Annotated in this window: 24 protein-coding genes; 17 read left to right on the top strand and 7 right to left on the bottom strand. The window is 73.4% G+C overall.

The window, feature by feature from the left end:
• The first annotated feature begins 2 nt into the window (after positions 1-2).
• Complete coding sequence (locus AC0B61_RS27000; protein WP_471743595.1) at positions 3-1,367, top strand: M16 family metallopeptidase; 1,365 nt, start codon at positions 3-5, stop codon at positions 1,365-1,367.
• Between the two features lie 316 nt (positions 1,368-1,683).
• A complete protein-coding gene (locus tag AC0B61_RS26995; protein ID WP_471743453.1) occupies positions 1,684-2,877 on the top strand; it encodes an RtcB family protein in 1,194 nt (397 codons plus the stop codon).
• A 117-nt stretch (positions 2,878-2,994) separates the two neighbouring features.
• Here the strand turns inward: AC0B61_RS26995 and AC0B61_RS26990 are convergent, their stop codons facing one another.
• On the bottom strand, positions 2,995-3,276 hold the full coding sequence (locus tag AC0B61_RS26990) for an HPr family phosphocarrier protein (RefSeq protein ID WP_471743451.1): 282 nt from the start codon (positions 3,274-3,276) through the stop codon (positions 2,995-2,997).
• A gap of 231 nt (positions 3,277-3,507) precedes the next feature.
• Here AC0B61_RS26990 and AC0B61_RS26985 point away from each other — a divergent pair, with 231 nt between their 5' ends.
• The 4 genes from AC0B61_RS26985 (at position 3,508) to AC0B61_RS26970 (ending at position 9,000) form a co-directional block, all read left to right on the top strand.
• Positions 3,508-6,375, top strand: coding sequence for a bifunctional acetate--CoA ligase family protein/GNAT family N-acetyltransferase (locus AC0B61_RS26985; RefSeq protein ID WP_471743449.1), 2,868 nt, complete (start codon positions 3,508-3,510; stop codon positions 6,373-6,375).
• Between the two features lie 91 nt (positions 6,376-6,466).
• Complete coding sequence (locus AC0B61_RS26980) at positions 6,467-7,063, top strand: DUF5998 family protein (RefSeq protein ID WP_471743447.1); 597 nt, start codon at positions 6,467-6,469, stop codon at positions 7,061-7,063.
• 31 nt (positions 7,064-7,094) lie between these two features.
• The gene (locus AC0B61_RS26975) at positions 7,095-8,282 is read left to right on the top strand and encodes an alkaline phosphatase family protein (protein ID WP_471743446.1); all 1,188 of its coding nucleotides are present in this window, start codon (positions 7,095-7,097) and stop codon (positions 8,280-8,282) included.
• Positions 8,283-8,343: 61 nt separating this feature from the next.
• Complete coding sequence (locus tag AC0B61_RS26970; RefSeq protein ID WP_471743444.1) at positions 8,344-9,000, top strand: thymidine kinase; 657 nt, start codon at positions 8,344-8,346, stop codon at positions 8,998-9,000.
• A gap of 22 nt (positions 9,001-9,022) precedes the next feature.
• Here the strand turns inward: AC0B61_RS26970 and AC0B61_RS26965 are convergent, their stop codons facing one another.
• Complete coding sequence (locus AC0B61_RS26965; protein WP_471743593.1) at positions 9,023-9,766, bottom strand: VOC family protein; 744 nt, start codon at positions 9,764-9,766, stop codon at positions 9,023-9,025.
• 165 nt (positions 9,767-9,931) lie between these two features.
• Between AC0B61_RS26965 and AC0B61_RS26960 the strand changes: the two genes are divergently transcribed.
• Positions 9,932-10,807 (top strand): sulfurtransferase, encoded by an 876-nt coding sequence (locus tag AC0B61_RS26960; protein WP_471743442.1) that lies wholly within the window; start codon positions 9,932-9,934, stop codon positions 10,805-10,807.
• A 109-nt stretch (positions 10,808-10,916) separates the two neighbouring features.
• Here the strand turns inward: AC0B61_RS26960 and sepH are convergent, their stop codons facing one another.
• The gene (sepH, locus tag AC0B61_RS26955) at positions 10,917-11,993 is read right to left on the bottom strand and encodes a septation protein SepH (protein WP_471743441.1); all 1,077 of its coding nucleotides are present in this window, start codon (positions 11,991-11,993) and stop codon (positions 10,917-10,919) included.
• 518 nt (positions 11,994-12,511) lie between these two features.
• Here sepH and AC0B61_RS26950 point away from each other — a divergent pair.
• Entirely contained in the window at positions 12,512-13,378 is an 867-nt protein-coding gene (locus AC0B61_RS26950; protein ID WP_471743439.1) for a hypothetical protein, read from the top strand.
• A 16-nt stretch (positions 13,379-13,394) separates the two neighbouring features.
• Here the strand turns inward: AC0B61_RS26950 and AC0B61_RS26945 are convergent, their stop codons facing one another.
• Entirely contained in the window at positions 13,395-14,717 is a 1,323-nt protein-coding gene (locus AC0B61_RS26945; protein WP_471743437.1) for a D-arabinono-1,4-lactone oxidase, read from the bottom strand.
• Between the two features lie 102 nt (positions 14,718-14,819).
• Positions 14,820-16,088, bottom strand: a complete 1,269-nt coding sequence (locus AC0B61_RS26940; protein ID WP_471743435.1) for an MFS transporter — start codon at positions 16,086-16,088, stop codon at positions 14,820-14,822.
• A 140-nt stretch (positions 16,089-16,228) separates the two neighbouring features.
• Here AC0B61_RS26940 and AC0B61_RS26935 point away from each other — a divergent pair, with 140 nt between their 5' ends.
• Positions 16,229-17,371, top strand: coding sequence for a ferrochelatase (locus tag AC0B61_RS26935; protein ID WP_471743433.1), 1,143 nt, complete (start codon positions 16,229-16,231; stop codon positions 17,369-17,371).
• Positions 17,372-17,390: 19 nt separating this feature from the next.
• On the top strand, positions 17,391-18,209 hold the full coding sequence (locus tag AC0B61_RS26930; protein WP_471743431.1) for an inositol monophosphatase family protein: 819 nt from the start codon (positions 17,391-17,393) through the stop codon (positions 18,207-18,209).
• 168 nt (positions 18,210-18,377) lie between these two features.
• Here AC0B61_RS26930 and AC0B61_RS26925 read toward each other — a convergent pair whose 3' ends face one another.
• Positions 18,378-18,563, bottom strand: a complete 186-nt coding sequence (locus AC0B61_RS26925; RefSeq protein ID WP_030057688.1) for a hypothetical protein — start codon at positions 18,561-18,563, stop codon at positions 18,378-18,380.
• A 444-nt stretch (positions 18,564-19,007) separates the two neighbouring features.
• Between AC0B61_RS26925 and AC0B61_RS26920 the strand changes: the two genes are divergently transcribed.
• The 4 genes from AC0B61_RS26920 (at position 19,008) to AC0B61_RS26905 (ending at position 23,053) form a co-directional block, all read left to right on the top strand.
• The gene (locus AC0B61_RS26920) at positions 19,008-19,661 is read left to right on the top strand and encodes a response regulator transcription factor (protein WP_359913230.1); all 654 of its coding nucleotides are present in this window, start codon (positions 19,008-19,010) and stop codon (positions 19,659-19,661) included.
• Positions 19,662-19,761: 100 nt separating this feature from the next.
• A complete protein-coding gene (locus AC0B61_RS26915; protein ID WP_471743429.1) occupies positions 19,762-21,069 on the top strand; it encodes a sensor histidine kinase in 1,308 nt (435 codons plus the stop codon).
• Between the two features lie 227 nt (positions 21,070-21,296).
• Positions 21,297-22,280, top strand: a complete 984-nt coding sequence (locus AC0B61_RS26910; protein ID WP_471743427.1) for an acyl-ACP desaturase — start codon at positions 21,297-21,299, stop codon at positions 22,278-22,280.
• Between the two features lie 473 nt (positions 22,281-22,753).
• Entirely contained in the window at positions 22,754-23,053 is a 300-nt protein-coding gene (locus tag AC0B61_RS26905; RefSeq protein WP_030057692.1) for a DUF4193 domain-containing protein, read from the top strand.
• Between the two features lie 270 nt (positions 23,054-23,323).
• Here AC0B61_RS26905 and AC0B61_RS26900 read toward each other — a convergent pair whose 3' ends face one another.
• Complete coding sequence (locus AC0B61_RS26900) at positions 23,324-23,773, bottom strand: DUF3093 domain-containing protein (protein WP_471743425.1); 450 nt, start codon at positions 23,771-23,773, stop codon at positions 23,324-23,326.
• Positions 23,774-23,909: 136 nt separating this feature from the next.
• Between AC0B61_RS26900 and AC0B61_RS26895 the strand changes: the two genes are divergently transcribed.
• The 3 genes from AC0B61_RS26895 to AC0B61_RS26885 all read left to right on the top strand — a co-directional run bounded on the left by AC0B61_RS26895 (position 23,910) and on the right by AC0B61_RS26885 (position 25,825).
• Positions 23,910-24,488, top strand: coding sequence for a PaaI family thioesterase (locus tag AC0B61_RS26895; RefSeq protein ID WP_471743591.1), 579 nt, complete (start codon positions 23,910-23,912; stop codon positions 24,486-24,488).
• Positions 24,485-24,952, top strand: coding sequence for a dUTP diphosphatase (dut, locus tag AC0B61_RS26890; RefSeq protein WP_030239204.1), 468 nt, complete (start codon positions 24,485-24,487; stop codon positions 24,950-24,952). Before AC0B61_RS26895 ends, dut begins: the two co-directional genes overlap by 4 nt.
• 69 nt (positions 24,953-25,021) lie before the next feature.
• Positions 25,022-25,825, top strand: coding sequence for a DUF3710 domain-containing protein (locus AC0B61_RS26885; protein ID WP_471743423.1), 804 nt, complete (start codon positions 25,022-25,024; stop codon positions 25,823-25,825).
• Positions 25,826-25,991 lie beyond the last annotated feature (166 nt).

Below are 25,991 nucleotides of genomic sequence, written 5' to 3'. Positions count from 1 at the left end.
CCATGACCTTCCACCCCCAGCCCCAGCCCGGCACCCCCAGCCCGTGGGCGTTCCCCGCGCCCGAGCGGGCCGCTCTCGGCAACGGCATCACCGTCCTGCACTGCCACCGGCCCGGCCAGCAGCTCGTCGCCGTCGAGGTCCTCCTCGACGCCCCGCTCGCCGCCGAGCCGGAGGGCCTCGACGGCATCGCCGCGATCCTCGCCCGCGCCCTCAACGAGGGCACCGACACCCTCAGCGCCGAGGAGTTCGCCGGCGAGCTCGAACGCGCGGGCGCCACCCTGGACGCCCACGCCGACCACCCGTGCATCCGGGTCTCCCTGGAGGTCCCCGCGTCCCGGCTCCAGCGCGGCCTCTCCCTGCTCGCCGACGCCCTGCGCGCCCCCGCCCTCCCCGAGGCCGAGATCGAGCGCCTGGTCGCCAACCGGCTGGACGAGATCGTCCACGAGCAGGCCAACCCGGCCCGGCGCGCCGCCAAGGCCCTCTACGCCGAGCTCTTCGACGCCGCCGACCGGCTCTCCCGGCCCCGCGCCGGCACCGCCGACACCGTCAAGTCGATCGACCGCGCCGCCGTCAAGGCCTTCTACGAGGCCCACGTGCGCCCCGCGACCAGCACCGTCGTCGTGGTCGGCGACCTCACCGGCGTCGACCTGCCCGCCCTCCTGGAGAGCACCCTCGGCAGCTGGGCCGGCCCGGCCGCCGAACCCTCCGTCCACGCCCCGGTCGTCGGCGACGACCACGGCCGCGTCGTCATCGTGGACCGCCCCGGCTCCGTCCAGACCCAGCTGCTCATCGGCCGGATCGGCCCCGACCGCCACGACCCGGTCTGGGCCGCCCAGACCCTCGGCACCTACTGCCTCGGCGGCACCCTCACCTCCCGCCTGGACCGCGTCCTGCGCGAGGAGAAGGGCTACACCTACGGCGTCCGCGCCTTCGCCCAGCCGCTGCGCTCCTCCGCCGACGGCAGCGGGCGCTCGCTGCTCGCCATCAGCGGCTCGGTGGACACCGCCTCCACCGCCCCGGCGCTCGCCGACACCTGGACCATCCTGCGCACCCTCGCCGCCGAGGGCCTCACCGACGCCGAGCGCGACGAGGCCGTGCAGTTCCTGGTCGGCGTCGCCCCGCTGAAGTACGAGACCGCGGGCTCGGTCGCCGGCACCCTGGCCGACCAGGTCGAGCAGTACCTGGCGGACGACTACCAGGCCGAGGTCTACCGGCAGCTCGCCGAACTGCCCACCGCCGCCGCCACCGAGGCGGTCGTCGCGGCCTTCCCGCCGGACCGCCTGGTCACCGTGCTGGTCGGCGACGCCGCCGTGATCGCGGACGACGTGCGGGCGCTCGGCGTCGGCGAGGTCACCGTCATCAGCTGACGGCCCCGGTCGTCGCCGTCCGGCCCGGTGGAGCACCTGCTCCACCGGGCCGGACGCGTTGTAAATCCCTTGCAGGCCGGTTCCGTTCCGTGGATAGATATCCCCCGGCACACACGTACGAACTCTGACGAGCGAAGGGAGGCGGTCACCATGCGGGTCGAGCGAGCCATCCGACGACGCTCCCCAAGGCCGTCCTCCCTCTGTGCCCCGGGCGCCTGAGCCCCACCACCCCAGAACTTCCCCGAGCCACGCCGGGACTCCTTCGCGCGGCACCCCAACTCCCTTGAACCACCCGACCCCTGGAGGTCGTTCACCCATGACGTACACCGAAGTCCCCGGCGTCCGGGTCCCGATCCGGATGTGGACCGACCCGGCGACGGTCGAGAGCCAGGCCCTCGACCAGCTGCGCAACATCAGCTCCCTGCCCTGGCTGCACGGCCTCGCCGTGATGCCCGACGTCCACCTGGGCAAGGGCGCGACCGTCGGGTCCGTGATCGCCATGAAGGGCGCCGTCTGCCCGGCGGCGGTCGGCGTCGACATCGGCTGCGGAATGAGCGCGGTGAAGACGTCGCTGTTCGCCAAGGACCTCCCCGACGACCTCTCCCGCCTCCGCTCCAAGATCGAGCAGGCCATCCCGGTCGGCCGCGGCCTCCACACCGACCCGGTCGACCCGAGCAAGCTGCACGGCTTCCGGGCCGCGGGCTGGGACGACTTCTGGCAGCGCTTCGACGACATCGCGGAGGACGTCAAGTGGCGCCGCGAGCGGGCCATGCAGCAGATGGGAACGCTCGGATCGGGAAATCACTTTTGTGAAGTATGTGTGGATGCGTCCGGTTCGGTATGGCTGATGCTGCACTCCGGATCCCGCAACATCGGCAAGGAGCTGGCCGAGCACCACATGGGCGTCGCCCGCTCGCTGCGGCACAACCAGGGCCTGATCGACCGGGACCTGGCAGTCTTCCTCGCGAAGACCCCGGAGATGGCGGCCTACCGCCAGGACCTCTTCTGGGCCCAGGAGTACGCGAAGCGCAACCGCGCGGTCATGATGGCGCTCTTCCAGGACGTCGTCCGGGGCGAGTTCGCCAAGGCGGAGGTCACCTTCGACGAGGTCATCAGCTGCCACCACAACTACGTGGCGGAGGAGCGGTACGACGGCGTCGACCTGCTGGTGACGCGCAAGGGCGCGATCCGGGCCGGCTCCGGCGACCTCGGGATCATCCCCGGCTCCATGGGGACGGGTTCGTACATCGTCCGCGGCCTGGGCAGCGAGGCGTCGTTCAACTCCGCCTCGCACGGCGCCGGTCGCAAGATGAGCCGCAACGCCGCCAAGAAGCGGTTCACCACGCGGGACCTGGCCGATCAGACCAAGGGCGTGGAGTGCCGCAAGGACAGTGGTGTGGTGGACGAGATCCCGGGCGCCTACAAGAACATCGAGAAGGTCATCGAGCAGCAGAAGGACCTGGTAGAGGTGGTCGCGCACCTCAAGCAGGTCGTCTGCGTCAAGGGCTGATGGCCAGGGTGGGGCGGGCCGGACCGGGCCTGGGCGGCCCAGACCGGTAGGGCCCGCGACAGCAGATCGGGGTGCCATCGGAATCCGGCGGCACCCCGATCGGGCGGTTGCGTGGCCTCAGGCCGCGGCCGGGAGCTCGTCGAGGCCTTCCTGGACGAGCTTGGCGAGGCGGTCGAGGGCGTCGTCGGCGTTCTCGGCGTCGGAGGCCAGGACGACCTCGTCGCCGCCCTGGGCGCCGAGGCCGAGGAGGCCGAGCATGGAGGCGGCGTTGACGGGGTTGCCGCCGGGCTTGGCGATGGTGATCGGCACGCCGGTGGCCGTGACGGCCCGGACGAAGACGGAGGCGGGACGGGCGTGCAGGCCCTCGGCCCAACCGATGGTGACGCGGCGCTCAGCCATGAGACGTGCCTTTCCGGTGAAGCTGGATCACGGCCGTGCTCGGGGGAGCGGGGGAAGCGGCCATGTTGTCTAGACCAGTGTCGCATGTGGGCGGCCCCTGCGAGCCGCCGCGTTCAGGACTTGTGATTGTTTCTTTTCGGGGCATAAACCCCCCCGGCCGGAGGCCCCGTCCACCCTGCCGCGAGCACGCACCCGGCGCCATTCGGCTCGCCGCCGGATAACCTGACGAATGTGGACGACCCCGCGGCAGCCGACCCCGAGCAGCACCCGGACTACCCGCAGCACTGGGAGGCGGACATCCTGCTGCGCGACGGCGGTACGGCCCGGATCCGGCCGATCACGCCCGCCGACGCCGGGCGCCTCGTGGAGTTCTACGAGCAGGTCTCGGACCAGTCCAAGTACTTCCGCTTCTTCGCCCCCTACCCCCGGCTCTCCGACCGGGACGTCCGCCGCTTCACCCACCACGACTTCGTCAACCGGGTCGGCCTCGCGGTGGTCATCCGGGACCACTTCATCGCCACCGTCCGCTACGACCGGATCGACGCCGAGGGCCGCCCCTCCGAGACCGGGACGGACGCCGAGGTGGCCTTCCTGGTGCAGGACGCCCACCAGGGCCGCGGGGTCGCGTCGGCGCTGCTGGAGCACATCGCCGCGGTGGCGCAGGAGCGCGGCATCCGCCGGTTCCAGGCGGAGGTGCTGCCGGAGAACCGGAAGATGGTGAAGGTCTTCACCGACGCCGGCTACACCCAGCACCGCAGCTTCGCCGACGGCGTGGTGCACCTGGAGTTCGACCTCGAACAGACCGACCGCTCGCTCGCCGTGATGCGGGCCCGCGAGCACCGCGCCGAGGCGCGTTCGGTGCAGCGGCTGCTCACCCCGCGCTCGGTGGCGGTGGTCGGGGTCTCCCGCAACCCGCAGACGGTCGGCCGGGCGATCCTGCGCGACCTGCTGGGCAGCGCCCCCGCCGAGTACCCCGTCCACGCGGTGAACCGCAACGCCCCGCCCGGCACCGAGCTGGACGGCGTCCCGGTTCACCGTTCGATTCTGGACATTCCCGGGCCGGTGGACCTCGCGGTGATCGCCGTGCCCGAGGGCGCCGTCCCGGCCGCCGTCGCCGAGTGCGGTGCCCACGGCGTGCAGGGCCTGGTCGTGGTGACCGCCGGTTACGCGGAGACCGGTCCGGAGGGCCGGGACCGCCAGCGCGCGCTGGTCGGCCAGGCCCGCGCGGCCGGGATGCGGGTGGTCGGCCCGAACGCCTTCGGCCTGATCAACACCGATCCCGAGCGGCCGCTGAACGCCTCGCTCGCGCCGCGCCTGCCCGGCCGCGGCGGCTTCGGCATCTTCTGCCAGTCCGGCGCGATCGGCGTGGCCCTGCTGGAGGCCGCCCACCGGCGCGGCCTCGGCGTCTCCTCGTTCGCCTCGGTGGGCAACCGCGCCGACGTCTCGGGCAACGACTTCCTGCAGTACTGGGCCGAGGACGAGGCCACCAGGGTGGTGCTGCTGTACCTGGAGTCCTTCGGCAATCCGCGCAAGTTCACCCGGATCGCCCGCCGCCTGGCCGCCGCCAAGCCGGTCGTGGTGGTCAAGGGTGCCCGGCACACCGGCAGCCTCCCGCCCGGGCACGCCGTCCCGGCCACCGCCACCGCTCTGCGCGACGCGACGGTGGACGCGCTGTTCGAACAGGCGGGCGTCATCAGGGTCGCGACCATCACCGAGCTGTACGACACCGGCGAGCTGCTGGCCCTGCAGCCGCTGCCGCCGGGGGACCGGGTCGCGGTGGTCGGCAACTCCGACTCGCTCGGCCTGCTCACCTACGACGCCCTGCTGGGCGCCGGCCTGCGTCCGCGCACGCCCGTCGACCTCACCACCGCCGCGACCGGCGAGAACTTCCGGATCGCGCTCGACGTGGCCCTCGCCGACCCGGCCGTGGACGCGGTGATCGCCGTCGCGATCCCGCCGATCGGCACCTCCGCGCACGCCTTCATGGGCGGCCGGCTGACCGGCGACGACGACCCCGCGATGGGCTCGGACGACCCGGAGATCGCCGCCGGCCTGCTCGAAGCGGGCCGGCGCGCCAAGGAGGTGGGCAAGCCGCTGCTGCTCGCCCACCTGGCGCTGACCGACCTGCCGGCCCGGCTGCGCCCCGGCGCGATCCCCGCGTACGCGGCGCCCGAGCGGGCCGTGCACGCCCTCGCCCATGCCGTGCACTACGCGCAGTGGCGCCGCCGGACGGCCGAGGCGGAGGAGACGGCGCGCGTCCCCGAGCTGGACCGGATCGACGAGCCCGGCGCCCGCACCCTGGTCGCGGCGGCGCTGAGCGCCCGGGCCGCGCCCCGCCCGTCGCCCAGCACCACCTTCGACCGGGGCGCCCTGCGCCGTTCGCTCTCGACGCGCACCCAGCCGGCCGGCGCCCGGATCACCCTGCCCGACGCGGGGGCCCGTGAACTGCTGGCCCGCTACGGCATCGACGTCTCCCCGACGCTCCCGGCCCCGGACGAGGAGACGGCCGTGGCGGCTGCGGCCTCGCTCGGCTACCCGGTGGCCCTGAAGGCGACCGCCCCGCACCTGCGGCACCGCCCCGACCTGGGCAGCGTCCGGCTGGACCTGACCGGCGAGGCGGGCCTGCGCCGCGCCCACCGCGAGCTGGACGCGCTGCTCGGCGGCGCCGAGCAGGCCGAGCTGGTGGTGCAGCGGATGGCACCGCGCGGCGTGGACACCGTGATCGGCGCCACAGTGGACCCGGCGGTCGGCGCGATCCTGTCCTTCGGTCTGGCCGGCGCACCGGCCGAACTCCTGGGCGACACGGCGCACCGGCTGGTCCCGGCCACCGACCAGGACGTCGCCGGGCTGATCCGGGAAGTACGGGCCGCGCCGCTGCTGTTCGGCTGGCGCGGGGCCGAGGCGGTGGACACCGGCGCCCTGGAGGAGCTGCTGCTCAGGGTGTCGCAGTTGGTGCACGACGTTCCGGAGATCGCCTCGGTGGATCTCGAACCCGTGGTCGTGGCCCCGCACGGGCTGGCGATCCTGGGGGCGCGGGTGCGGGTCGCGCCCCTGCCCGTCCGCAGCGATCTGGGCCCGCGCGCGATGAGCACGCTGTAACCTTCCTTGGTTGCGCCCTGCCCGGGCGCTGCTGTCCGAAGCTCGGCGCCGTGCCGCCCGCTTCGTCGGCGGACCATGCCAGGATGGAGATATGGCGAAGACCGGTACCACCACTCAGGACCTGCGCTCGGCGATCGAGCGCAGCGGCTACTACCCGGCCCTGGTGTCCGAGGCGGTCGAGTCCGCGGTGGGCCCGGAGCCGATCGGCTCCTACCTGGTGCACCAGGAGACGACCTTCGACGCCAACGAGGTCCGCCGGCACGTGACGGTGCTGGTGCTGACCCCGACCCGGTTCGTGGTGAGCCACACCGACGAGCAGTCGGGCGCCGAGGGCAGCCCGGCGGTGCCGTACGCGACGACCTCGACGGAGAGCGTCCGGCTGGACCGGATCGGCTCGGTCGTGGTGAGCCGGATGGTCGCCAACCCGGAGACGTACACCCCCGGGACGCTGCCGCGCGAGGTCGTGCTGACGATCGGCTGGGGCGCGGTGCAGCGGCTCGACCTGGAGCCGGCCGGCTGCTCGGACCCGAACTGCGACGCGGACCACGGCTACACCGGCTCGGCGACGGCCGACGACCTCTCGCTGCGGGTGAGCGAGGCCGGCGACGGGCCGGAGACGGTGGCCCAGGCGCTGGTGTTCGCCCGGGCGCTGTCCGACGCGACGATCAACAACGGCCCGCGGGTCTGATCGCCGCACCGAACGCTACGAATCCGGTTCCATGTCCTTCGCACCTGCCGACGGCTACGACGCCTTCGAGATCCTTGACCCGGCCGCGGCTCCCGCGCCCTCCTACGGCAGCGGCTCGCTGTGCGACCTGCTGCCCTCGGTGGCGGCGGGCCTCGGCGTGCCCGGCTTCACCGCGACGCTGCCGATCGCCCCGGCGGACCGGGTGGTGGTGTTCCTGGTGGACGGCCTCGGCTGGGAGCTGCTGCTGCGCCATCCCGAGTACGCGCCGTTCCTGTCCTCGCTCGCCGGGAGTTCGCTGGGCGGCAGCGGCCGTCCGCTGACGGCGGGCTTCCCGTCCACCACGGCGACCTCGCTGGCCTCGGTCGGCACCGGGACGCCGCCGGGCCTGCACGGCCTGGCCGGGTACACGGTGGCGGTGCCGGGCGCCGGCTACCTGATGAACCAGCTGCGCTGGCAGCCGCCGACCGAGCCGCACGCCTGGCAGCCGTACCCGACGGTCTTCGAGCGGACGCACGCCGCCGGGGTGGCGACCGCGCAGGTCTCCTCCCCGCTGTTCGCCCAGACGCCGCTCACCAGGGTGGCGCTGTCGGGCGGCACCTTCCTGGGCCGTACGACCGGCGAGGAGCGGATGGACCTCGCCGCGTCCTGGCTGGCGGAGCACGACCGGGCGCTGGTGTACACCTACGTCAGCGAGCTGGACGGCGCGGGCCACCGCTTCGGGGTGGACTCCGACGAGTGGCGGATGACGCTGGACGCGGTGGACCGGCTGGCCCGGCGTTTGGCCCAGCAGCTGCCGCCGCGCTCGGCGATGTACGTGACGGCCGACCACGGCATGATCGACATCGCGCCGGAGGACCGGATCGACTTCGACGAGGACTGGGAGCTGGGCGCCGGGGTGGCCCTGCTCGGCGGCGAGGGCCGGGCCCGGCACGTGTACGCGGTGCCGGGAGCCGCGGCCGACGTGCACACGGTCTGGAGCGAGGTGCTGGGCGACCGGATGTGGGTCGCCACCCGGGACCAGGCGATCGCGGCGGGCTGGTTCGGCCCGGTGGTGGACGAGCGGGTGTACGGCCGGATCGGCGACGTGGTCGCCGCGGCGCGGGACGACATCGCGATCGTCGCCTCGCGCAACGAGCCCGGCGAGTCCGCGATGATCGGCCTGCACGGTTCGATGACCCCGGTCGAGCAGTTCGTGCCGCTGCTCGAAGTCCGCGGCTGAGCCGCTCCGTTGACTCTTCTGTGCCCGAACTCCCCTGATGCGAAAGGCCCTTGCTCCACCCATGGCTGAACTGGTGTTCTTCTCGGGCACGATGGACTGCGGCAAGTCGACGCTGGCGCTGCAGATGGACCACAACCACTCCGCGCGCGGCCGGCAGGGCGTCATTCTCACCCGCAACGACCGGGCGGGCGCCGCGACGATCTCCAGTCGGCTGGGCCTGCAGGCCGAGGCGGTGGAGGTGACGGACGACTTCGACTTCCACGTGCACGTGGTGCACCGGCTCTCGGCGGGCGGCCGGGTGGACTACCTGATCTGCGACGAGGCGCAGTTCTTCTCCGCCGGGCAGGTCGACCAGCTGGCCCGGGTGGTGGACGAGTTGGGCATCGACGTCTACACCTTCGGCATCACCACCGACTTCCGCACCCGGCTGTTCCCGGGATCGCAACGGCTGATCGAGCTGGCCGACCGGGTGGAGGTGCTGCAGGTCGAGGCGCTGTGCTGGTGCGGCGCGCGGGCGACGCACAACGCCCGGACGGTCGGCGGGGTCATGGTGGTCGAGGGCGCCCAGGTGGTGATCGGCGACATCTCGGTGAACGAGGACGAGGTCGGCTACGAGGTGCTGTGCCGCCGCCACCACCGCCGCCGGCTGACCGCCGCGACGGCCCGCGCCTCGGTGCTCTCCCCGGACGTGCTGCCCTTCGAGGAGCAGCAGGCCTAGGCGGACCCTGGGAAGGCAGGGCCTAGGCTGCCGTTTCCAGCACGGAGAAGTGGCCGCCCTGCGGGTCGGCCAGCCGGGCGGCGCGGCCCCGGGCGGTGTCGTGCGGCTCGACCAGGATCCGGCCGCCGAGATCGACCGCGTGACGGGCGGTCAGGGCCGCGTCGCGGACGGCGAAGTGGGTGCGCCAGCGCGGTGGGTGGCCGCGCAGGTCGGCGCGGTGCCGGATGCCGGCGACCGGGCGGCCGTGCACGAGAAGTGCGCTCTCGCCCGCCCCGGGCCGGACCGGGCGGTCGAGCACGGTGGCGTAGAAGGCGGCGGCGCCGTCGGTGTCGGGGGTGAGCAGTTCGGCCCAGGCCGGTGCGCCGGGTTCGCCGCCGGCCTCCCGGCCGAGGTGTTCCTCGCCCTGCCAGAGGCCGAACACGGCGCCGGAGACGTCGGAGGCGATCGCCATCCGCCCGGCGCGCTCGGCCTGCAGCGGGCCGACGGCGACGGTGCCGCCGCACTCGCGGACCAGTTGGGCGGTGCGGTCGGCGTCGTCCACGGCGAAGTAGGTGGTCCACTGCACCGGGAAGCCGGTGGTGGTGGAGACGCCGAGGCCGGCGACCGGCTCCCCGACGAGCTCGGCCCGGACGTAGTCGCCGAGTTGGCCGGGGCCGGGGGCGTACGTCCAGTCGAGCAGTTCGCCGTAGAAGGCGCGGGCGCCGGGCAGGTCGTCGGTCAGCAGGCTGACCCAGCAGGGCGTGCCCTGGGCCAGTCGGAGTTCCACCGCGGGCAATGCGGGCCTCCTCGTGGGTGGTTGGCGCACGGGAATCCTCGGCGCGAGGGTGATGCTTCCACTCTGGCGGGCGCCCAACCCTCGGGCCGCGCGGAAAGTCCGGCAAAGTCCGCACAAAGAGCGGCGGGTCGGTCGGGCTGCGCGACAATGGCCGCCATGACGACCTATGACGACGGTTCTCCGCTGATCTCCGCGGCCGGGCTGCGGGAGGCGCTCGCCTCCGCGCGCCCGCCGGTGCTGTTGGACGTGCGCTACCAGTTGGTCAACGCGGTGCCGGGCGGCCCGACGGCGGCCGAGGAGTACCGGGCCGGGCACCTGCCCGGTGCGCACTTCGTCGAGCTGGACCGGGACCTCGCCGCCCCGCCCGGCGCCCCCGGCCGGGGCGGGCGCCATCCGCTGCCGGATCCGGAGGAGTTCGGCGCGGCGATGCGCCGCTTCGGGGTGAGCGGGGAGCGCCCGGTCGTGGTGTACGACGCTGCGGCCTCGATGGCGGCGGCGCGGGCCTGGTGGCTGCTGCGCTGGGCGGGGCACCGGGAGGTCCGGGTGCTGGACGGCGGCTTCGCGGCCTGGCGGGCGGCCGGACTGCCGGTGACGACGGAGCTGCCGGAGCCGGCGGAGGGTGACTTCAAGCCCGCGCCGAGGCAGTTGCCGACGGTGGACGCGGACGGTGCCGCGGCCTGGGCGCGCAGCGGCCTGCTGCTGGACGCCAGGTCGGGGGAGCGGTACCGGGGCGAGACGGAGCCGGTGGATCCGCGGGCCGGGCACGTCCCGGGTGCGGTGTCGGCGCCGACGGCGGGGAACGTGGGCCCGGACGGGCGGTTCCGTCCGGCCGCCGAACTGGCGGCCAGGTTCCGGGAGCTGGGCGCGGAGGAGCGGGAGACGGCGGTGTACTGCGGTTCGGGGGTGACGGCGGCGCACCAGATCCTGGCGCTGGAAGTGGCGGGCCTGACGGCCACGCTGTACCCGGGGTCGTGGAGCGAGTGGTCGAGCGATGTGAGCCGCCCGGTGGCGGTCACCGAGCAGCCGGGCTGAGCCTGGGAACACCGACCGGAAACGCCGACCGGAAACGCCGGAAGGGGCGGGAGGCTCGGCCTCCCGCCCCTTCCGGCGTCGTTGTCGACTGGTGCTGCCTGTCCTGCTGCTATTCCTGCTTCTTGCGCCGGCTGCCGAAGACGATCTCGTCCCAGCTGGGCACGGTGGCCCGGCGCCCGGGCCGGACGCCGTCGGCCTCGGCCTGCCGGTCGGTGGTGCCGACCAGGCGCTCGCGGTGCGGGGCGACGGCGCGCGGCATCAGGATGTCGGCGTAGGCGGAGCCCGCGCCGACCGCCGGGGCGGCCGCGGCCGGCTCCTCGGTCTCCTCGGCGACCTCGGCGGGCACCGGCTCGATCGGGGCGGGGCCGCCGACGGCGAGGTCGCCGCGGAAGGCGGGGACCACGTCGAGCAGGCTGGTCAGCGAGTCCCGGGACTCGGCGGTGGCCTCCCGCGACTCGCGCACCTCGCGGGCCGACATGATGCGGTCGGCGGAGGGCCGGTCGATCATCGGGCGGGGCGGCCGGTCCTGGGGGAGCCGGGCGATCCGCGGGATGAACGGGAAGACGGACTCCTCCTCGCGCTCGACGTTCTCGCCGATCAGTGCGCGGGCCTCGTCGTCGTTGGGCTGGACCAGGCGCCGGGGCGGGTCGTAGGTCCAGGAGGCGCTGCGGCCCTCGCCGTCGGCCCGGTAGGCGAGGATGACCTCCCAGGTGCCGTCGTCGCGGCGCCAGGAGTCCCAGCGTTCGGTGTCCTTCTCGGCGCCGCGCAGTGCGAGCCGCTCTGCGACGGCCTCGCCGAGCTGCGGGCCGGGGGACTCGCCGTTGCGGCGGATGGCGGTCTTGCGGGCGCGCTCGGCCATGAAGGCGCGCTCGGCGAGGACCGGGCCCTCGAAGCGGCGGACGCGGTCGACGGAGATCCCGGCGGCCTGGGCGACCTCCTCGGCGGAGGCACCGGCTCGTATCCGGGCCTGGATGTCCCGGGGGCGGAGGTGGCTCTCGACCTCGATCTCGATCTGGCCGAGGCGCGGCCGGTCCCCGCGGATGGCGGCGCGCAGCCGCTCGTCGATGGGGAGGGTGTACTCCGTGCTGTCGGCAGCCTTGAGCACCAGCCGTGTGCCGTCGTTGCTGACGGCCACAACCCGCAGTTCGGGCACGGTTACCTCCCGGGTGGTGCCTGCCGACGTCACCTGCGTCGCTGCTCCCGTACTGAGTGTGGCCTGCCCACTCGCGACTGGCCACAACCTTGCTGAGTTCCCCGGCGTGTCGGGATTACGCCCGGTCACGCCGCTGTGGCACGGTTGCCTTTTTGCCACGCCATCGGTCGACGTCGCGCCTGGGTGTCCCGGCCGTCCTCGCACGCGGAGTGTTCGCGACGGTCCGGGACGGGCGTCGCCGTGCGTGCCTGTTCCGTGGCTCCTCGTCAAGCTGCCGGGTGTCGGCGTAGTCGACAAGTCGACCCAGGGCTCAGGCTTTACGAACAGTACTCCATTAGTGGCATCCAGCGGGGCGGCTCGCCGCTCAAGTCTCCCGCGATTCACGGGAATCTCAAGAGCACCCGCCCCTGGCGGCGGACCGCCACCGGATGGACGGTGATCATCTTCACACAATCCGGGCCCGCAGAACCGCATTTTCGTCCCTTGTGTCCTTCTTTGGGCAAGATGGAGTGACTTGTTCGAGGAAGAGTCGTACGGACCGAGGGATGGCGATGTCGGAGCGGAGCCCCGTCGGGGAGGGTGGCAAGGAGGAGCGCAGGCGGATCGATCTGAGCATGGCTCAGGTCGCGGCGAGTGCGCTGGCCACCGTGGTGGGCGCGGTGCTGGCCTCCGAACTGGGCGTGTACGGAACGATCATGGGCGCCGCCGTGGTGAGCATCGGGGCCACCACCGGGGGCGCGGTGTTCCAGCACCTCTTCAGGCGGACCGGCGAGCAGCTGCGCGAGGCGGTGGACCGGGGGCCGGTTCAGAGCGCGAACGCGCTGCGCCAGGTGCCGGCGGAGCCCGGGCGGCCGGCGCCGTCGCCGGTGGCCACCGCGGAGTGGAACGAGCCGCAGGTGGTGCGGGCGCGCCGGCGGTGGACGTGGAAGGGCTACGCGGTCGTGTCCGGGCTGGTGTTCGTGCTGGCGATGACGCCGATCGTGGCGTTCGAACTGGCCACCGGGCAGCCGGTGTCGGCGACGGTCAAGGGCGAGTCCGGCAACGGCACCTCCTTCGGCGGTTCGGTGGCGCCCAGGTCCTCCCAGCCGCAGGACGCCCCGCCGGAGCGGCAGGGGCCGGGCGGCGGGCGCGGTCCGGAGGCCACGCCGTCCGGCGGCGCCCCGGGCTCGGCCCCGGCGACGACACGGCCGAGCCGGGAGCCCGCCGCCGCACCGAGCACCGGCGCGGGGACGGCCTCACCCTCGGCGAGCCCGAGCCCGGGCGCGACCCCGTCCGCCGGTGCCTCCCCGTCGGCGGGCGGCGGGACGCCCACCGGTGGGGCCACGCCGCAACAGCCCGTCCCGGGGAACGAGTCTCCGCGGCCGACGGTGGCTCCGCCGCCCGCGGAGACTCCCGCCCACCAGGCCCCTGGCAGTTAGACCGGGGCAGTCAGGCCTAGGCGCCGAGCACCCGGCGCAGGTAGTCGTTGCCGAAGACGCGCTGCGGGTCGACCTCGTCGCGCAGTGCGGTGAAGTCGCCGAAGCGCGGGTAGACGCCGGCCAGGTACTCGGCGTCGCGGGTGTGCAGCTTGCCCCAGTGCGGGCGGCCCTGATGGGCGGTCATCAGCCGTTCGACACCGGTGAAGTAGCCCTGGTCGGCGGTGCCCCGGTAGAGGTGGACGGCGATGTAGGCGCTGTCCCGGCCGGCGGCGGTGGAGAGCCAGAGGTCGTCGGCGGGGGCGAAGCGCACCTCGACCGGGAAGCCGATCTTCCAGTCGGAGCGCTCGATCAGGGCCTTCAGTTCGCGCAGCACCTCGGCGACGGCGGCGCAGGGCACCGCGTACTCCATCTCCACGAAGCGGACCTTGCGCGGGCTGGTGAACACCTTGTACGCGGTGTCGGTGTAACTGCGGTCGGACCAGGCGCGGCTGGCCAGCGCGGCGATCGACGGGATGGAGCCGGGGAAGCGCCGGCCGACCCGGCAGGCGCCCTCCCAGACTGTGTTGGAGAGGAAGTCGTCCTCCAGCCACTCCTTGAACCGGGGCAGCGGGGCGGCCGGCCCCTGGCTGCGGTTGTTGCGCTTGGTGGCGCAGCGGTCGGTGTGCGGGAACCAGTAGAACTCGAAGTGCTCGTTGACGGCGGTGAGGTCGTCCAGCCGCTCCAGCACCTCGTCGAAGGCCATCGGCTGCTCGTGGGCGGTGAGCAGGAAGGCCGGTTCGACGCCGAAGGTGAGTGCGGTGATCACGCCGAGGGCGCCGAGGCCGAGCCGGGCGCCCTGGAAGAGCCGGGCGTCCTCGGTGGGGGAGCAGCGCCGGACGGTGCCGTCGGCGAGGACGATCTCCAGGGCGCGGATCTGGGCGGCGAGCGAGCCGGAGTCGCGGCCGGTGCCGTGGGTGCCGGTGCTGGTGGCGCCGGCGACGGTCTGGACCTCGATGTCGCCCATGTTGGTGAGGGAGAGGCCCTCGGCGGCGAGGACCCGGTTGAGCCGGTGCAGCGGGAGGCCGGACTCGACGGTGACGGTGCCGGCCGCGCGGTCGATCTCACGGACGGCGGTGAGCGCGTGCGGGCGGATCTGGACGCCGTCGCCGGGGGAGGCGATCGCGGTGAAGGAGTGGCCGGAGCCGACGGCCTTGACGGTGCGGCCCTGTTCGGCGGCGCGCAGGATCTCCTTGGCCAGCTCCTCCGCGGTGCCGGGGGCGGTGGCCCGGGCCGGCCGGGCGCTCTGGTTGCCGGCCCAGTTGGTCCACCGGGTGCGGGTCGCGGTACTGGCCTGCGGCATTGCGCTGCCTCCTGCTCCGGGGCCGAACTGGTCGGCGCGGGACGGGGCGGCGCGGCCGCCCTACCCGCGGGTAGGGCCGCGGGTAGGGCGAGATTAGTCAGTTCACCGGTCGACGTCTACGGCCTGGCCGGCCCCTGCGGCGGCTTCCCCGGCGGGCTGTTCGGAGGCGAGTCCGGCGTGCAGGCGGCGCAGCCCGGCGAGGGCGGCGACCACGCCGAGGACGCCGGCGGCCAGCGGCACCCAGTACCCGGCCGCGGCCCCGGAGGCGTCGACCACCCAACCGCCGGCGGAGGAGCCGACCGCGACGCCGAGGGCGAGGCCGGTGGTCGTCCAGGTCATGCCCTCGGTCAGCTGGGCGGCCGGGACGAGCCGTTCGACCAGGGCCATCGCGGAGATCAGGGTGGGCGAGATGGCGATGCCGGCGACCAGCAGCGCGCCGCCGACCGCGACCAGGCCGCCGATGCCGCGCACCGCGTGGGCGACCAGCAGCAGCGGCACCATGCTGACGGCCATGAACACCACGCCGAGGAAGAAGCGGGTGGCCAGGGAGCCGGTGAGCTTGAGCGCGCCGTAGACCACGCCGGCCAGGCAGGAGCCGAGCGCCCACAGGGCGAGGACCACGCTGGAGATCGACTTGTGGCCCTGGGCCTCGGAGAAGGCGACCGTGACGACCTCGACCGAGCCGAAGATCGCACCCGTGGCCACGAAGGTCAGGATCAGTACCTGCAGGCCGCGGTTGAGGATGACCGAGCGGCCCTGCTGCCGGGCGGCCGGGTGGATCGGCGGCTCGGTGGAGCGCTGCGCGGCGAACAGCAGCACACCGACGGCGAGGAAGATCCCGGCGAGCAGGACGCCGGCCTCGGGGAAGACCGAGGTGGCCAGGCCGATGGAGAGGATCGGGCCGACGATGAAGCAGACCTCGTCGACGACGGCCTCGAAGGAGTAGGCGGTGTGCAGCCTGGGGGAGTCGTCGCGGTAGAGGTGGGCCCAGCGGGCGCGGACCATCGCGCCGGTGCTCGGCATGACGCCCATGCCCGCCGCGAAGACGAACAGCGTCCAGTCCGGGGCCTTCAGCCGGGCGCAGAGCAACAGGCCGACGACGGCGGCGATGGTGAGCGCCATGGCGGGGACGATGATCCGGCGCTGCCCGTGCCGGTCCACCAGTCGGGAGACCTGCGGGCCCAGGACGGCGGCGGAGACCGCCAGGGTCGCCGAGACCAGGCCCGCGACACCGTACGAGCCTCTCAGCTGGGAGAGCATCGTCACGATGCCGATACCGGTCATGGAGATCGGCAGGCGGGAGACGAAGCCGGTGGAGGAGAAGGCCAGAGTGCCGGGGGAGGCGAATATCCGGCGGTAGCTGGACAGCACGGGAGCTCCGGACGGGGGAGGTTGGGGGGTAAGGAACAAAGCTGCTCATCACAGCTTACGTAGGTTGGCAAACGCTATTTTCCGGACACCGACGCGGCCCCGGCGGCGGTGCGCGACCCCTCAGTGGCAGGATCGGTGCCATGTCCGACGCGCGCAAACCCTCCCCCTCCGGCGCCGCCCCGTACGACGCCCTGCTGCTCCTGTCCTTCGGCGGGCCCGAGGGCCCCGAGGACGTCGTCCCGTTCCTGGAGAACGTCACCCGCGGCCGCGGCATCCCCAAGGAGCGGCTGAAGGAAGTGGGCAGGCACTACTTCCTGTTCGGCGGGGTAAGCCCGATCAACGAGCAGAACCGCGAACTGCTCGCCGCGCTGCGCAAGGACTTCGCCGACCACGGGCTGGACCTGCCGGTGTACTGGGGCAACCGGAACTGGGCGCCCTACCTGGTCGACACCTTGCGGGAGATGGCCGCCGACGGCCACCGCCGGATCGCCGTGCTCGCCACCAGCGCCTACGCCGGCTACTCGGGCTGCCGCCAGTACCGGGAGAACCTCGCCGACGCGCTGGCGGCCCTGGCCGCGGAGGGCGGCCCCGCCCTGCGGGTCGACAAGCTGCGGCACTTCTACAACCACCCCGGCTTCGTCGAGCCGATGGTCGACGCCACCCTCGCCGCACTGGCCGAACTGCCCGAGGCCGTCCGGGCCGGCGCCCGGCTGGCGTTCACCACCCACTCCATCCCGGACACCATGGCCGAGGCCTCCGGCGCCCCGGACGACCCGGCCCGCGGCACCCCGGGCGGCGCCTACGTCGCCCAGCACCTGGACGTGGCCCGGCTGATCGTCGCGGCCGTCGCCGAGCGCACCGGGGTCGCCGACCGGCCCTGGGAGCTGGTGTTCCAGAGCCGCAGCGGCGCCCCGCACACCCCGTGGCTGGAACCCGACATCTGCGACCACCTGGAGGCCCGGCACGCCGAGGGCGCGCCCGCCGTGGTGATGGTCCCGATCGGCTTCGTCTCCGACCACATGGAGGTCAAGTACGACCTCGACACCGAAGCCGTCGCCAAGGCCGCCGAACTCGGCCTGCCGGTGGCCCGTGCCGCCACCGTCGGCGCCGACCCCCGGTTCACCGCCGCCGTGCGAGAACTGGTCCTGGAACGCGCCGCCACCGAGCGCGGCGAGCGCGTGACCCGCTGCGCCCTCGGCACGCTCGGCCCCAGCCACGACGTGTGCGCGGTGGCCTGCTGCCCCAACCCGCGCGCCCCGCGCCCGGCCGCCGCCGAGCGCTGAACCCCAGGAGAAGAGACCAGTGCCCACCCCCGCCCAGCCCGACGACGGGCTCCTCGACGACCTGCTGGACGTCGCCCTGGACGCGGCCCGGCAGGCCGGCGCCCTGCTGCGCGACGGCCGCCCCGCCGACCTCGGCGTCGCCGGCACCAAGAGCAGCCCGGTCGACGTGGTCACCGAGATGGACCTGGCCTCCGAGAAGCTCGTCCTGGAACTGATCACCGACCGCCACCCGACGGACGGCTACCTCGGCGAGGAGGGCGCCGAGCGGCCCGGCACCAGCGGGGTGCGCTGGGTGGTGGATCCGCTCGACGGCACGGTCAACTACCTGTACGGCCTGCCGTCCTGGGCGGTCAGCGTGGCCGCCGAGCTGGACGGCCGGGCGGTCGTCGGCGTGGTGTACGCCCCGGCCCGGGACGAGCTGTTCCACGCCGTCCTGGGCCGCGGCGCCCGGCTGAACGGCCGGCCGCTCACGGCCCGCCCCGCCCCGCCGTGGGGCCAGGCACTGATCGCCACCGGCTTCAACTACGTCCAGCCGGTGCGGGTGCGGCAGGCAGCGGTGCTGCTGGCGCTGATGCCCGAGGTGCGGGACATCCGCCGGGGCGGGGCGGCCGCGGTGGACCTGTGCGACGTCGCCGCCGGGCGGCTGGACGGCTACTACGAGCGCGGCCTCGCCCCCTGGGACCGCGCGGCCGGCTGCCTGATCGCCGCCGAGGCCGGCGCCCTGGTCGGCGGCCGCCCCGGGCACGGCCCGGACGGCGAGCTCACCGTGGCCGCCGCCCCGGGCGTCTACGAGCCGCTGCAGGAACGCCTGACCGCGTTGCGCGCCTGGGCGGACTGACGGCGCTGCGGCCGCCCGGCCGCGAACGACCGCAGGCCCGGAGTCGTCCGGCCCCGGGCATGCGAAGAGCCCTGGCATACGGGGGATGCCAGGGCCTGGGGTCTCGCACGGCCCCCGCAGGGCCGCTGGTGCCGGAGTCCCGGCGACGGGTCGGAAGTCCCGAACGGGTCAGGCGGCGGTGCGGTGGCGCTCCAGCACCGTGTCGACGCCGTGCTCGGCGGCGAGTCGGCGGAGGTCGTCCAGTTCGGACTGCTCCACCTCGGCGAGGAACTCGTCCCCGGCCTCGATCGCGCGGTGCAGATCCTGCTCCGCGTTGGCTATGCGCTGCAGGATTCCGGCCTTGAAGGCGTCCATACGGGCCCCCTTACTGTGTCGGACGTGCACGGTCGTGCGCTCTCCGCCCCGAGGTGGTCCAGCCGGTGAAAGCGCCCCGGCCGGCAGGTGGTGGCTCTCCGGTCAGGCGCGGAGACGGCCTTCGGCCGCTCCCGGTGATGTCCCGAACCCCAGGGCCGGCGCGGATGAACGCACGGCGGGTGGGTGCGATCGACCAATAGCCGGATCGCGGGTGTGCAGCTGTCCTCCCCGCGGGGAAGGCCGGGAAACCTCCCGGCGGAAGAAAGTTGCCCGTGTCACAGTCCAAGCGGAGTGTTCCCGGTGCGAACGGTCGCCGTCACGGGTCCGGGCCCCCTGCCCGTGGGGCAGCTTATCGCTGCTTTACCGCAGGACCAGGCAGGATGGGGGCACCGTCGGAGCCGTGCGTCCGCTTTCCGGGGCCGGCCTGGAGAAGGGACAACGACCGTGCGGGTTCTCGTCGTCGAGGACGAGCAGCTGCTTGCCGAGGCCGTCGCGACCGGCCTGCGCCGCGAGGCGATGGCCGTCGACGTGGTGTACGACGGGGAGGCCGCGCTCCAGCGCATCGCGGTCAACGACTACGACGTCGTGGTCCTGGACCGCGACCTCCCGCTGGTCCACGGCGACGACGTCTGCCGCAAGGTGGTCGAGCAGGGCCTGGCGACCAGGGTGATCATGCTGACCGCTTCCGGCGACATCAGCGACCGGGTCGAGGGCCTGGAGATCGGCGCGGACGACTACCTGCCGAAGCCGTTCGCCTTCAGCGAACTCGTCGCCCGGGTAAGGGCGCTGGGCCGTCGGGCGACCGTCCCGCTGCCTCCGGTCCTGGAGCGGGCCGGCATCTCGGTCGACCCCGGCCGGCGCGAGGTGATCCGCGACGGCCGCACCGTCCAGCTCGCGCCCAAGGAGTTCGCCGTCCTGGAAGTGCTGATGCGGGCCGGCGGCGCCGTCGTCTCCGCCGAGCAGCTCCTGGAGAAGGCCTGGGACGAGCACACCGACCCGTTCACCAACGTCGTGCGCGTCACCGTCATGACACTGCGCCGCAAGCTCGGCGACCCGCCGGTGATCGTCACCGTACCGGGCTCCGGCTACCGGATCTGACCACCGGGATCCGCCCCGCGGATCCCCCCTGCACGAGGGGCCCGACCCCGGGATTCCACCACCCCGCGCCCGCCCCGGCGGACGCCCCGAGAGGACGATCATGACCACCCCGCCCCCGGCCGGCGGGCCCTCCGGCGCGCCCGCCGGCGGCCCGCGCGCCGTACCGCCCAAGCCCCTGCACCCGCCGCGCGCCCACCGGGGCGGACGGTACGTCCCCGGTGACGGCGTACTCGCCTGGCTGCCCTTCCGCCCCACCATCCGGATGCGGCTCACCCTGCTCTACGGCGGGATGTTCCTGATGGCCGGCGTGGTGCTGCTGCTGCTCATGTACGTGTTCTTCCAGGACGCCGTCTCGTACCTGCAGCCGCGCAAGTTCAACTTCAACGGCAACTTCGTCCAGGTCAGCGGCCCCAACGGCACCAGTACCGCGATGGACAGCGCGCAGTTCAACGACCTGCAGGCCGCCGACTACCTGGCGCGCTCCGACTCCGCGCTCAACACCCTGCTGCGCAAGTCGCTCACCATGCTGGTCTGCCTCGCCGTGATCGCCTTCGCGGCCGGCTACGCGATGGCGGGCCGGGTGCTGCGCCCGCTCGGCCGGATCACCCGCACCGCCCGCGACGTGGCCTCCTCCGACCTGCACCGGCGGATCGAGCTGGACGGGCCGGACGACGAGCTCAAGGAGCTCGCCGACACCTTCGACGACATGCTGGACCGGTTGGACCGCTCCTTCGACTCCCAGCGCCGCTTCGTCGCCAACGCCTCGCACGAACTGCGCACCCCGCTGGCGATCAACCGCACGCTGCTGGAGGTCCAGCTCTCCGACCCGGCCGCCTCGGCCGACCTGCAACAGCTGGGCCGGACCCTGCTGGCGACCAACGAGCGCAGCGAGCAGCTGGTCGAGGGCCTGCTGCTGCTCGCCCGCAGCGAGAACGAACTGACCGACCGCCGCCCGGTGGAGATGTCCGAGGTGGCCACCCGGGCGCTGGAGCAGACCCGGGCCGAGGCGGACAAGCGCGAGGTCGAGCTGCGCTCGAAGCTCGATCCGGCCGTGGTCGCGGGCAACGGTGTGCTGCTGGAGCGGCTCGCGCTCAACCTGCTGCAGAACGCCGTCCGGTACAACACTCCCGGCGGCTGGGTGGAGCTGGCCACCGCCGCGGTCCCGGGCGGCGGCGAGCTGGTGGTCTCCAACACCGGCCCGGTGGTGCCCGGCTACGAGCTGGAGCACATCTTCGAGCCGTTCCGCCGGGTCAAGGGGGCCGACCGCACCCGCAGCGACAAGGGGGTCGGTCTCGGGCTGTCCATCGTCCGCTCGGTGGTGCGCGCCCACGGCGGCACGGTCGAGGCCACCCCGCGGGCCGGCGGGGGCCTCACCATGCGGGTCCGCATCCCCTCGCCCCAGGGCTGACCGCGCCGTTCCGTGGGCGACCGTTCCCAGCCGCCTCCGGCGGGCCTGTCAAGAAGACATAAGGCCTGGCGGGGGCGGCTTGTCTTTTCCGCCCCGGGCAACTTACGGTGTCGTAACCTACGCAACCGTAGGTGAGTCCGTCGGAGCGTTCGCCGACGGGGTCCGTACGACGTGTGCCCGCCCAACGCGCCCGTCCCCCGCGCGTGCCGTACCCCGGGAGCAAGACCATGACCATCGCCCCTGTGCAGAGCAGCACCTCGCTCGGATCGAGCGGCTGGACCGACACACGGCTGATCCTCGCCCTCGAGGAGGTCGTGGAGAAGGAGCTCAACCGCCACCTGGCCGTCGCCAAGGAGTGGATGCCGCACGAGTACATCCCGTGGAGCCAGGGCCGCGACTTCGACGGCCTGCTGGGCGGCGAGGCCTGGTCGGTCGAGCAGTCGCAGGTGACCTCGCTGGGCCGGGTCTCGCTGGTCGTGAACCTGCTGACCGAGGACAACCTCCCCAGCTACCACCACGAGATCGCCAGCATGTTCGGCCGTGAGGGCGCCTGGGGCACCTGGGTGCACCGCTGGACGGCCGAGGAGGGGCGGCACGGCATAGCCATTCGGGACTACCTGCTGGCCACCCGGGCCGTCGACCCGGTGGAGCTGGAGCGGGCCCGGATGAGCCACATGTCGGAGGGCTTCGAGTCCGACAACGCGCACAGCATGCTGCACTCGGTCGCGTACGTGGCCTTCCAGGAGCTGGCCACCCGCATCTCGCACCGCAACACCGGCAAGTCCGCGGGCGAGCCGCTGTGCGAGCAGCTGCTGGCGAAGATCGCCAACGACGAGAACCTGCACATGGTCTTCTACCGGAACCTGCTGAAGGCCGCCCTGGAGATCGCGCCCGACCAGGCCATGCGCGCCATCGCCGACGTCGTCACCGACTTCCGCATGCCCGGCCACGGGATCCCCGGCTTCGAGCGCGCCGCCGCGCAGATCGCCATCGGCGGGGTGTACAACCTGCGCATCCACCACGACGACGTGCTGCAGCCGGTGCTGCGCAAGCTCAAGGTGATGGAGATCGGCGGGCTCGGCCCGGAGGGGCTGATGGCGCAGAACGAGCTCGGCGTCTTCCTGGACGGCCTGGACTCGCAGGCGCGGAAGTTCGAGGAGCGCCAGGCCGCCCTCGCGGCCCGCCGGGCGGCCCGACGCAACGCCGAGTAGGGTCGGCGGACAGGCGGTCGGAGTGGGTGGATTTTCCGTAGTTTGCCCCGGAAGATTCTGAACGTGACCAAGCTCACACCGTGTCGCTCCACGGTGTCGGGCAACCTCGGAGAGTGATCACCCGGTCGGAGGTGTCGATCGCCGTCCGTGACCGGATTTCGCCCCCGGGCGGACCGGTCGGAGCGGTCGGCATCCCTGGTGGGCAAGGGAATCGGCGGCGACCCGCGCCGCCCTTGCTCACCGTGCGTGGTCGGTTCGGCGGGCCTGACGAGGGCCGGAGATGGCCCAGCGTGAGGCCTTCGACAGCCACCGGGATCACCCCGATGGAGCCCCGGCTGAGTGTCGATTGAGTAACAAGGCTTGAAGTAAGGCAAAATCTCCGCCTCGGGTCGGGCACAAGACCGACCCCCCATGCGTTACGTGCGCTGGAGATACCGCACACACCGCACAAACCCGGAGGGGGAGAGCGAAAAATGGCAACCGACTACGACACCCCACGCAAGACCGACGACGAGCTCAACGAAGACAGCATCGAGGAGCTCAAGGCTCGGCGGAACGACAAGGGCGGCGGCTCCGTCGACGTCGACGAGTTCGACGCCGCCGAGGGCATGGAGCTCCCCGGCGCCGACCTCTCGAACGAGGAGCTCGCCGTTCGGGTGCTGCCGAAGCAGGCCGATGAGTTCACCTGCATGAGCTGCTTCCTGGTCCACCACCGCAGCCAGCTCTACAGCGAGAAGAACGGCAACCCGATCTGCCGGGACTGCGGCGCCTGAGCACCGCGGCGGACAGGACCCGGTGCCCGCGGCTCCCGCGGGACCGGCACACCGCTCCTTCCGGCCCCGGGCAGCGGGGCCGGACGGCAGTTCCGGGAGCCGTCCGGAGGGACGGCCCCGGTAGGACGGAGTCGGCCGACGTGTCGGCCAGCACGAAGTCGTAGGGACGGTCCCGCAACAGCGGAACCGTCCCTCTCCGTTTTCCGGACCTGGTCCTCTTTCCGGACCTCGTCCTCGCGTCCGCCCGGGCCCTCCGCGGCCCGGGGCGCGTCAGGCGCGGGCGCCGCGCCGGGCCTCCTCCAGCGCCTCCGCCAGCTTCATCGGCGAGCGGGTCGACAGGTAGAGGTACGGCGTCGGGTCGGCCGGGTCGGTCACCTCGATCCGCAGCGCCGTCGGGACGTAGCTACGCAGCAGCATGAAGGCGCGGGGATCGGCCTTCGGGCCGCGCCAGGCCGCCGCCTCGGCCGGGCTCAGCGCCTGCGCGGCACCGAGCGCGTCCACCGGGATCCGGGCCGGACCGGCCACCAGCGAACCCTGGACCACCCGGATCCGGGCCGAACCGTAGCTGCTGATCCCGACCGCGCCGGCGGCGATGCCGACCACCAGACCGACCAGCGCGGCCGGGCCGCTGACCCGGATCAGGATGAGCGCGAGCGTGAGACCCACTGCGACCGGGAGCAGCCACCAGGAGCGCGGCACCGTGAGGCGTTCGTCGTACATGCCCCCCATTGTGGGCGCCCTGACGCCCGACCCGGGACGCCACCCCCGCGGGCGGCCTACCTACCCCTGGGTAGGGTGGGGCGCCGTGACCGGTACGACAGCCCCCCGCACCCCCACCGACCGGCCGGCGCCCCCGATGCCGCCGACCCCGACCACCCCGCCGCCGGACGCCGTCCTGCCGCCGCGCGCCCCCGAGGCGCCGGCCCCCGGCACCCGGCTCGGCTCGCACTACGAGCACTGCTTCGGCTGCGGCCCGCAGCACCCCGGCGGCCTGCGGATCGACGCGGTCGCCGGCGAAGGCCTCGACGTGACGGCCGAGTTCACCGTCCGGGACGTCCACCAGGGCGGCCCCGGCCTCGCCCACGGCGGCGTGCTGACCACCGCCATGGACGAGACCCTCGGCACGCTCAACTGGCTGCTGCACGCCCCCGCCGTGACCGGCCGGCTGGAGACCGACTTCCTCTGCCCGGTGCCCGTCGACTCGGTGCTGCACCTGCGCGCCTGGGTCACCGGCGTGCACGGCCGCAAGATCTACAGCGCCGCCGAAGCGCGGATCGGCGGCCCGGACGGGCCGGTCGCCGTACGCGCTCAGGCGCTCTTCATCCAGGTGAAGCTGGAACACTTCACCACGCACGGTCGTCCCGAGGACATCGGGAAGGTCCTCGACGACCCGGATCTGATGAAGCGCGCACGAGCCTTTGAGGTGAACCCTTGAGCGACACCCCCCGCCCGCAGTTGGACGTCCTGATCAAGCGCATCGACCCCGAGCTGCCGCTGCCCGCCTACGCGCAGCCCGGGGACGCCGGCGCCGATCTGCGCACCACCGTGGACGCCGAGTTGGCACCCGGCGAGCGGGCCGTGCTGCCCACCGGCATCGCCGTCGCCCTCCCGGACGGCTACGCGGCCTTCGTCCACCCCCGGTCCGGGCTGGCTGCTCGTTGCGGAGTTGCTCTCGTGAACGCCCCGGGGACGGTCGATGCCGGGTACCGTGGAGAGATCAAGGTGATCGTCGTCAATCTGGACCCGCGCGAGGGGGTCAGCTTCCGCCGAGGGGACCGAATCGCCCAGCTGGTGATCCAGCAGGTCGAGAAGGCCCGCTTCCACGAGGTGGAGGAGCTGCCTGGGTCGGCACGTGCCGAGGGTGGGTTCGGGTCGACCGGCGGCCACGCCGCGGTCTAGCATGCCCGCGGCCTCGCAGGAAGCCGAGCAGGTATTCGCATCGGTCTTGGACCGGGAAGGACAGTGACCGTGTTCCGTCGTCGCCAGAAGAGCGAGGACGCTGTCGAGCAGCTCGCCGACGACGCCATCAGCGCCGACGAGACGGCCGATGACGTCGAAGGTTCCGCCGAGAGCGAGAACGTGACCGAGCTGGACCCGGCCGACAAGGTCGGCCTGCCGCCGGCCCCGCGGCCGGACGGTCCGTGGGACCACTCCGAGCTGGAGAACCCCGAGGAGGGACGGGTCGACCTCGGGGGTCTGCTGGTCCCCGGCGTCGAGGGCATGGAGCTGCGCGTCGAGGTCGCCGGTGACGCGATCGTGGCCGCGACCCTCGTGCTCGGCAACAGCGCCATCCAGCTCCAGGCCTTCGCGGCGCCGAAGTCGGAGGGCATCTGGGGCGAGGTCCGCGAGGAGATCGCCAACGGCATCACCGCGCAGGGCGGCCTCATCGACGAGGAGGAGGGCCCGCTCGGCTGGCACCTCCGCGCCCAGGTCCCGGTGCAGCTGCCGGACGGCACCCAGGGTGTCCAGCTGGTGCGGTTCGTCGGCTGCGACGGCCCGCGCTGGTTCCTGCGCGGTGTGATCTCGGGCCAGGCGGCGGTGCAGCCGGAGATGGCCGGGATCCTGGAGCAGGTCTTCCGCCAGACGGTCGTCGTGCGCGGCGACTCCCCGATGGCCCCGCGCGACCCGATCGTGCTGAAGCTCCCCGAGGACGCCCAGATGGTGGCCGACGGTGGCGGGGCAGCCGCCAACGCCGGCGAGGGCGACAACCGCTTCGGCGGCGCCTCGATCGACCCGTTCGCGCGCGGCCCGGAGATCACCGAGGTCCGCTGAGCGACCCCTGCCTGATGCGGCGTCGACCAGCGCTGGTCGGCCCTGATCGCCCTCGCCCGGAAGCCCGGGTGGGGGCGATTTGCATGTGGCGGGCCCGTCCCCGTACAGTTCCGGAGTCGCCGCGGGAGACCGGGGCGGCAAAGCGGAAAGCAAATCCGATGAATGA

The organism is Kitasatospora sp. NPDC023385, assembly GCF_055664045.1.
The sequence above is the reverse complement of the archived record's forward strand: the minus strand, read 5'-3'. Positions and strand labels throughout refer to the sequence as shown.